The sequence below is a fragment of the Actinomadura physcomitrii genome, from assembly GCF_008923205.2.
GTDB lineage: Bacteria > Actinomycetota > Actinomycetes > Streptosporangiales > Streptosporangiaceae > Spirillospora > Spirillospora physcomitrii.
Genome location: NZ_WBMS02000006.1, coordinates 268,216 through 276,105, shown reverse-complemented (window position 1 = coordinate 276,105; position 7,890 = coordinate 268,216). Strand labels below are relative to the sequence as shown.

The following is a 7,890-nucleotide window of genomic DNA, read 5'->3' as shown; positions in this document are numbered from 1 at the left end:
TCTTACAGCGTCGGGTTGGGGGCGCCCCGCCCACCGGCCTCCCCCACAAACGCCGACGGAGGGTCAGCGGCCGTAGGGGGTCGGGGAGGTGCGGCGGGGTTCCTTGTACGTGGACGGCGGCGACCAGTCGATCTTCGCGTCCGTGAACTCGATGGCCGACGCGCCGGACGGCTTGAGGTTCCGCAGCTGCACGACGGCTCCGCCCGCGAGCAGCGTCGACATGATGTTCTTGGCCGCGTTCAGGAACTGCGTCAGGCCGTACACCAGGTTGCCGACCGCGGCGATGACGGCGAGCGCCAGCGTGGTCGCGGCGATCCGCGCGCCGATGCTGGTCGGCGGGTACGGGACCCGCTGCAGCGCCCACAGCGACAGGAAGGCCGGCAGGATCGCGACGGCCATGTCGCCGAGCGCCGTCCAGTACGACGTGTACGCCTTGGCGACGCTCTCCACCGCGCCGCCGCACGCCTCGGCGTACTTGCGGCAGGTCTCCAGCTGGCGGATGAACTCGTCCACGGCCTTGGCGAACGCCTCCTGGTCGTCGGCGATCCAGTCCTTGCCGGAGTCGGTCTGGAGGCCGCGCATCATCTGGTTGGCCGGCTTGTCGAGGTCGCCGGAGATCCGCGCGCGCCAGTTCGACGCCGCCTGGTACATGCCGGGGACGTTCGCGACGCCCACCGCGGCCGCGGCGATCGCGATGACGATGAGGGGCTCCTTGCGGGCCACCTGCCGCCAGCTCTTGAGCGCGTCCTCGACCAGCGCGGTCGCGCCGCCCGGCGGGGGCTTGGCCGCCGTCGCCGCGGGCGGGACCGTCGGACGCGGCGGGACGGTGGGCCTCGGCGGGACCGGCCTCGGCGGGGTGGCCGGGCGGAACGGGGAGGCCGGGGCGGCCGGGCGCGGTGGCGCCGACGGGCGGGGCGGGGTGGCCGGGCCGCTCGGCGGGGCGCCCTGGCTCGGCGGGGCGGCCGGATTGGGCGGGGTGGCCGGGTTCGGCGGGGTGGCCGGGTTCGGCGGGGTGGCCGGGGGGCGGCCCCAGGCGATGCGGGGGTCCGGCGGCTGGTTGGGAGTGGTCATCTCATTCTTCCTTGATCCGGCGGGACGCGTCGGCCCGGCTCATTGGTAGACGGCGGGGCCGGTGATTCTCACGTCCCGTCCGCCCGGTCCGTGGACGACCTTCGGAGTGCTGTAGTCCTCAGCCGCACGCCATACCCGTTCGATTCCTTCGAGGGCTTCGCCCCATTCATCCATCACCTCCATGGCGTCATTCATGAAACGCCGCATGTCGTTCTGCACGGCGGCGTAGGCGTCTGCGAGGAACGCCAGGCCGACCACGCCGAACGCGACGCCGCCGACGTCGGTATCGTCCACCTCGTCCCGGATGCCGCGGAACAGGGGCTTGGCCTCGTCCAGCACCTGCCGCCGCGTCCTCTCGATGCCCTGGGAAGTGACGTATTTTTCCTGTCCACCGGGTGCCATGACCCTTTGCTACCGCACCGCGGCGACGGGCGGCAGGAAATTCCCCGACTCCGATGATCTTTCTATCCCGCGTCGGTCGATCAACATGAATAATTGGTCGCTCATTCTCCCGCGCGACATCTTCGGTTGCTCGGATTGCCCTACCGACGGCATCCGACGGAAGGAATCCGATGCTCGACTTCGACCCCGCGCGTTTCCGTCCCGAGGACGTGGACCGGCTGGCCGCGCAGGCCGACGACGCGCTCCGCCGGCTCTCCGCCTCGACGGAGGAGATGGTGAACCTGACGGCCACCGGGGAGGCCGCGGGCGGGCTGATCAAGGCCACGGTCGACTCGTCCGGCCGGATCAAGCGGATCGCGCTGAACCCGCGGGCGCTGCGGATGGACAGCGAGACCCTCGCCGAGTCGCTGATCGAGGCGATCGGCGCCGCGCAGGACGACGCGCGGGACCGCGTGCAGGAGATGGTGGCCGAGCTGATGGCCGCGACCGGGCTGCCGGCGAAGGTGGACACCGAGGCGGTCCTGGAGAAGGTCGGCGCGATCGGCGACGCGACGCGGCGCCGGTTCGACGAGCACCACGACGACCTCAACGAGGTTCGCCGGGCCTTCTGAACCCCGGCTCCAGCGCCGTCCCGCCCGGACGGACGGGACGGCGCGGCGGCCCGCGGCGGGGGTCAGACGCCGAGGCCGCGGCCGATGATCTCCTTCATGATCTCCGTGGTGCCGCCGAAGATCGTTTGGATGCGGACGTCCTGGTAGGCCTTCGCGATCGGGTACTCCGTCATGTAGCCGTAGCCGCCGTGCAGCTGGAGGCAGCGGTCCACGACGCGCTTCAGCAGCTCGGTGTTCCAGTACTTGAGCATCGCGGCCTCGTCGGCGGACAGCTCGCCCTTGCTCTCCTTGACGATGCACTCGTCGGTGAAGGAGCGGCTGACGGTCAGCTCGGTCTTCATCTCGGCGAGCGTGAACCGGTTGTGCTGGAACTTGCCGATCGGGCGGCCGAACGCCTCGCGGGTCTTGCAGTACTCCAGGGTCTGCTCGAACGCCGACTCGGCGGCGGCCATCGCGGTGGCGCCGATGGACAGCCGCTCGCGGGCCAGGTTCGTCATCAGGTAGATGAAGCCCATGCCCTCCTCGCCGAGGAGGTTCTCCTTGGGGACGCGGACGTTGTCGAAGAACAGCTCGGCGGTGTCCTGCGCGTGCATGCCGATCTTGTCGAGGTTGCGGCCGCGCTCGAAGCCCGCCATGCCGCGCTCGACGGCGAGGAGGCTGACGCCCTTCGCCCCGGCGGACGGGTCGGTCTTCGCGACCACGATCACCAGGTCGGACAGGATGCCGTTGGAGATGAACGTCTTGGAGCCGTTCAGGACGTAGTGGTCGCCGTCCCTGATCGCGGTGCTCTTGATGCCCTGCAGGTCGGAGCCGGCGGCGGGCTCGGTCATCGCGATGCCGGTGATGATCTCGCCGGAGCAGTACCCCGGGAACCAGCGCGCCTTCTGCTCGTCGTTGCACAGTTGGCGCAGGTAGCCGCCGTTGATGTCGTTGTGCACCGAGAAGCCGGGGCCGTGCACGCCGGCCTTCGCGAACTCCTCGTTGATGATCACGTAGTAGCGGTAGTCGGGGTTGCCGCCGCCGCCGTACTCCTCGGGCATGTCGATGCCGAGCAGCCCCTGCCGGCCGGCGGCCAGCCACACGTCGCGGGAGACGACGCCGTCCTTCTCCCACTGCTCGTGGTACGGCGCGATCTCCTTCTCGATGAAGGCGCGGACCATGTCGCGGAACGCCTCGTGCTCCGCGGTGAAGATCTCCCGTGCCATCCGGCGGTCTCCCTCGGTAAGTGCGTACTGATACAGAATCAATGTAACACTGGCACTGTCACGTCAGGAGGAGCGGCATGGATCTCACCGTCGACGAGCTGGCCGCGCGCGCGGGGGTCACCGTCCGCACCGTCCGGTTCTACGCCGGACGCGGCCTTCTGCCCCCGCCCCGGCTGCGCGGCCGGACGGGCCTGTACGGCCCCGACCACCTCGCGCGGCTCGAACTCGTCCGGGAACTCCAGTCGCTCGGCCTGACCCTCGCCGCCATCGAGAAGCACCTGCGGAAGATCCCCCTGGACGCGCCCGCCGAGGACCTCGCGCTGCAGCGGGCGCTGCTGTCGCCGTGGGCGCCGGAACGTCCCGAGGACGTCGACCGGCACGAGCTGGACCGCCGCGCCGGGCGCCACCTCGACGACGACACGCTCAAGCGCCTCGAAGCGCTCGGCGTCGTGGAGAGCATCGCGGCGGACACCGTCCGGGTCGTCATGCCCGCCCTGCTCGGCGCCAGCGCCGAACTCGCCGCGCTCCCCCTGCCGCTCGACACGCTGATCGCCTCGCACGCGGCCGTCGAACGCCACACCACCGCGCTGGCGGCCGAACTCCAGCAGGTCTTCCAGGACACCGTCGTCCGCCCCTACCGGGAGAGCGGCCGCTCCCCGCAGGAGCGCGACCGGCTCATGGAGCTGGCCGGCAAGCTCAAACCGCTGATGATCCAGTCGCTGGTGTCGTCGTTCCAGCACGCGGTGAACAAGGCCATCCGCACCTCCACCGACCGTTGACTTGTGGCGTGTCGTGGTTATGGACGGCCGCTTAACCACGACACGCCACAAGTCAACGTGGCGTCAGGAGTCCTTCCACTCCTGGCCCTCGTACTGGACTAGGCGGGGGTGCACGAGGGTGTTGACGCCGACGTCGCGGGAGCGGCGGTCCTTGGGGAAGACGGACGCGGCCTGCAGCACGGACGGGTCGAGGAAGCGCAGCGGCGGCGCGTCCGGCGACAGCCCGAGCGCGGGCGGCTTCGCGGTCGGCGAGGCGAGCGTGAACCCCCAGTCGCCGAAGCTCGGCACGTCCACGTGGTAGGGGGTCGTGGCGAGCCCGGCGGCGGCGATCGACTTCTCGATGCTCCAGAACGACTTCGGCGCGAAGTACGGCGACCCGGACTGCACGACCATCCGGCCGCCGGGCGCGAGGACCCGCTTGACCAGGCCGTAGAACTCGACGGAGTACAGCTTCGCGGTGGGGACGTCGTCGGGGTCGGGCATGTCGACGATGACGGCGTCGAACCGGCGGGTCTGGCCGCGCAGCCAGGTGAACGCGTCGGCGTTGACGGTGTGCGCGCGCGGGTCCTCGAAGGAGCGGTGGTTGAGCGCGACGAGCGGCCCGTAGGTGCGGGCGAGGTGCAGCATCTCCGGGTCGAGCTCGACCAGGGTCGCGCTGCGGACGTCCGGGTAGCGCAGCACCTCGCGCAGCGCCAGCCCGTCGCCGCCGCCGAGGATCAGCACGTTCCCGTGCGGCCCGGACATCAGCGGGTGGACGAGCGACTCGTGGTACCGGTACTCGTCCACCGAGGAGAACTGCAGGTCGCCGTTCAGGAACAGGCGCAGGTCGGTGATGCCCGCGAGGGTGACCTTCCGGGTGATCACGATCTCCTGGTACGGGGTGTCCTTCGCCAGCGCGATCGGGTCCTGGAACAGCGCCTGCCGCGCGGTCACCTCGATCCGGTCGGCGAGCGCGTACGTCGTGCCGAGGACGGCGAGGACCGCCACCATGCCGAGGCCGATCCCGACCCGTGCGAGGCGGCCGAGCCGGCGGCGGAACAGCCACAGCACCACCGCGACGCCGGCGACCGCGTTCACGACGCCGACCAGCAGCGCGCCCTTGACGTGCCCGAACGTCGGCAGCAGGACGAACGGGAAGGCGAGCCCGCCGATCAGCGCGCCGACGTAGTCGGCGGCGAACAGGTCGGCGACGGCGCTGCCCGCGTCCTGCCTGCGGATCTTCTGCAGCAGCGTCATCAGCAGCGGGATCTCCGCGCCGATCAGCGCGCCGACCGCGAACGACACCACCACCAGCGCCGGGACGTACAGGTCGAGCCAGGAGAACGCCGCGTACAGCGCGAGCACCGACAGGCCGCCGACCAGCGCGAGCGCACCCTCGACGATGGCGAACGCGGCGGCGGCGTGCTTCTGCAGCGGCTTGGCGAGCAGCGACCCGATGCCCATCGCGAAGACCATGACCGACAGCACGATCGACGCCTGGGTGACCGAGTCGCCGACGAGGTAGCTGCCGAGCGCGACGAGCGCCAGCTCGTAGACCAGGCCGCACGCCGCGCAGGTGAACACGGCCGCGAGGATCAGCGCCCGCGCCACCCGGGCGGGCGCCCCCAGCCGTCCCGCCCCGCCGCCCGGCCCGGAACCGGGCTCGGAGCCGGGCTCGGAGCCGGCCGCGGGCGCGTCCGGCGCGGGCGCCTCCGCCGCGGCGGGCGGCGGAGGCGCCTGGTCGGTGTCGCGGGAGGTCAGGAGACCGCCCCGGCCACGATCGCGGCGACGGCGATGTCGGCGGCGGCGACGACCCAGCCCGCCGGGTGGATGGCGTCGCCGTTCACCAGTGTCGCGCCCAGCTTGCCCGGCGTGATCAGGTCGAGGAAGTAGAACGCCACCACCATCAGCAGGATGCCGATCGCGCCGTACACGGCGGTGTCGATCAGGCCGTCGCTCAGGTCGTTGTCGCTGGTGACGATCGCGGTGGTGACGATCGCGCCGACGCCGAGGAGCTTCTCGCCGAGCAGCAGCGCGGCGCCCTTGTTGCCCTCGCCCCAGATCTGGTGGCCGAGCCGTCCGGGCGTCGTCACCTCCACCACCAGGTAGCCGATCGCCATCAGCGCGATGCCGACCGCGCCGTAGGCGAAGGTCGCGCCGATGTCATGCGCCATGTCGTTCATGCGTTGCTCCTCATTTGCCCGACCCTGGACCGCCGCCGCGGAAGGACGCGATGCCGTGCTTGTTCCAGCCGCCGCTGCCGGGCGCGCTCCAGCGGTGGCCGACATGGGAGTAGTAGCGGTTGTAGCCGCCGGACGGCTTGTCGATGGTGATGTGGCTGCCGCTGCCGTACGGCGTCACGCCGACGACCAGCTTCGGGTAGCGCAGGAACACCCCGCCGCCCGAGCCGTACCGGGCCAGGTCGTCGACCTGGTCGATCGCCTTGAACTTGCGGTTGATCGCAGAGGCGACCGTCCGCGGGGGCTGCGACGCCTGGAAGGTGTTGTATCCGATCTTGTGGTACTTCTTGCCGATCCACGACTGCTGCGACTGGCCGCAGCCGCCGAGCGTCACGGTCAGCAGGACGGCGGCGGCCCCGCCGGCCGCCGCCCGGTGCGTGCTGTTCATGTAGGTCTCACCAACCGGCTCCGCGTCATCACGATCTCCCGGGTCTGGGGGTAGGCGTGCCAGGTCCGCCAGCCGATGCCGGCCCGCCGTTCGGGGTTCTGCTCGAAGTTCTGCTCGCCCGGACCGCCGCCGACGTTCGCGGCGTCCGGGACGCCGGGGTGCTCCAGCGCGAGGGCGGTGACGGCGTGCCGGGATCCGGGGAACGCGCCGGTCAGCGCGTCGCCGCGGTCGGCGAGCCGCGCGCAGACCGCGTCGACGGCCCGGGCGAACGCCGCGTCGTCGGCGTGCACCGCGGTCGTCGCGGTGAAGTCGTAGGCCCAGCCGGGCAGCGTCGTGGCGGCGCTGCCGGGCAGCGGCTCGCCGCCGTCCCCGGGCAGGCACGCCACGGTCTCGCTGAGCGGCCCGGCGATCACCTGGTGGGACGCGCCGAGCAGGCGCAACTGGACGGTCAGCCCGCCGCGCTCCACCGGCAGGACGGCGAGCGCGTCCAGCGGCGGCAGGCCGAGCGCGAACGACAGCCCGTCGGCGCGCGCGTCCCGGTAGGGGGTGTCGAGGACGGTCCGCATTCAGCCGCTGCCCGGGTAGATCGTCATGGTGCCGTCCGGGACGCGCTCGCCGAGCCCGGCCTCCCACTGGCCGCCGCCGTACTGCTCGAACGACAGGTACCGGCCGCGCGGGCCCTCGTAGTCGACGTACTCGACGCGGCCCTGGACGCCGACACCGGTCGTGCCCTCGCTGGTGTAGTCGGCGGTGCCGTGCTCGTCGCGGCGGTACTCGACGCCCTCGACGGTGACGGTGCGGTCGCCGGGCCGCAGGTCGCCGATGTCGTACTCGGTCCAGAAGACGACCTCGAGGTCCGGGTCCTCCTCCACCGACAGCCACACCTTCTGCCCCTCGATGGTGTCGGCGTCGAGGAGGTGCTCGGACCAGGTGAAGCCGCCCTCGCGCAGCCGCAGCGAGCCGCGCACGAAGTAGCGGGTGCCGAGGTACTCGACCATGTCGCCGGCCTTCAGCGTGCGGGGGTCGCCGGCGGCGCTCTGCTCGGGGGCGAACGGGTCGCGGGGCGCCGCGGGCGCGGGCGGCGCGGAGCGGCGCCGCGACAGCACCACGACGAGCACCACGACGAGCACGACCACGAGGACGATCAGTGCCAGCACGAGCGCCAGCACGGTCCCATTCACGGACATACCTCCATTGATTCGGCGATCCCGGAGG

The 7,890-nt window shown here is 71.6% G+C and carries 10 protein-coding genes; 2 read left to right on the top strand and 8 right to left on the bottom strand.

The window, feature by feature from the left end; all coding sequences use genetic code 11:
- Positions 1 to 63: 63 nt before the first annotated feature.
- Both F8568_RS49465 and F8568_RS10490 read right to left on the bottom strand, forming a co-directional pair.
- A complete protein-coding gene (locus tag F8568_RS49465; protein WP_160573566.1) occupies positions 64 to 1,071 on the bottom strand; it encodes a hypothetical protein in 1,008 nt (335 codons plus the stop codon).
- A 39-nt stretch (positions 1,072 to 1,110) separates the two neighbouring features.
- Positions 1,111 to 1,473, bottom strand: a complete 363-nt coding sequence (locus tag F8568_RS10490; protein ID WP_151593318.1) for a hypothetical protein — start codon at positions 1,471 to 1,473, stop codon at positions 1,111 to 1,113.
- Between the two features lie 170 nt (positions 1,474 to 1,643).
- Between F8568_RS10490 and F8568_RS10485 the strand changes: the two genes are divergently transcribed.
- Positions 1,644 to 2,084, top strand: coding sequence for a YbaB/EbfC family nucleoid-associated protein (locus F8568_RS10485; RefSeq protein WP_151593317.1), 441 nt, complete (start codon positions 1,644 to 1,646; stop codon positions 2,082 to 2,084).
- A gap of 62 nt (positions 2,085 to 2,146) precedes the next feature.
- Here F8568_RS10485 and F8568_RS10480 read toward each other — a convergent pair whose 3' ends face one another.
- Positions 2,147 to 3,289 (bottom strand): acyl-CoA dehydrogenase family protein, encoded by a 1,143-nt coding sequence (locus F8568_RS10480; protein WP_151593316.1) that lies wholly within the window; start codon positions 3,287 to 3,289, stop codon positions 2,147 to 2,149.
- Between the two features lie 77 nt (positions 3,290 to 3,366).
- Between F8568_RS10480 and F8568_RS10475 the strand changes: the two genes are divergently transcribed.
- A complete protein-coding gene (locus F8568_RS10475) occupies positions 3,367 to 4,068 on the top strand; it encodes a MerR family transcriptional regulator (protein WP_151593315.1) in 702 nt (233 codons plus the stop codon).
- Positions 4,069 to 4,131: 63 nt separating this feature from the next.
- On the opposite strand, the gene F8568_RS10470 is transcribed toward F8568_RS10475, so the two are convergent.
- The 5 genes from F8568_RS10470 to F8568_RS10450 all read right to left on the bottom strand — a co-directional run bounded on the left by F8568_RS10470 (position 4,132) and on the right by F8568_RS10450 (position 7,862).
- Entirely contained in the window at positions 4,132 to 5,658 is a 1,527-nt protein-coding gene (locus F8568_RS10470) for a polyamine aminopropyltransferase (protein WP_328600812.1), read from the bottom strand.
- A 146-nt stretch (positions 5,659 to 5,804) separates the two neighbouring features.
- Positions 5,805 to 6,230, bottom strand: coding sequence for a DUF350 domain-containing protein (locus F8568_RS10465; RefSeq protein WP_151593313.1), 426 nt, complete (start codon positions 6,228 to 6,230; stop codon positions 5,805 to 5,807).
- A 10-nt stretch (positions 6,231 to 6,240) separates the two neighbouring features.
- A complete protein-coding gene (locus F8568_RS10460; RefSeq protein ID WP_151593312.1) occupies positions 6,241 to 6,675 on the bottom strand; it encodes a DUF4247 domain-containing protein in 435 nt (144 codons plus the stop codon).
- A complete protein-coding gene (locus F8568_RS10455) occupies positions 6,672 to 7,241 on the bottom strand; it encodes a DUF2617 family protein (protein WP_151593311.1) in 570 nt (189 codons plus the stop codon). Before F8568_RS10455 ends, F8568_RS10460 begins: the two co-directional genes overlap by 4 nt.
- Positions 7,242 to 7,862 carry a DUF4178 domain-containing protein gene (locus tag F8568_RS10450; protein WP_151593310.1) on the bottom strand — a complete coding sequence of 207 codons (621 nt, stop codon included), beginning with the start codon at positions 7,860 to 7,862 and terminating at the stop codon, positions 7,242 to 7,244.
- Positions 7,863 to 7,890: the final 28 nt, after the last annotated feature.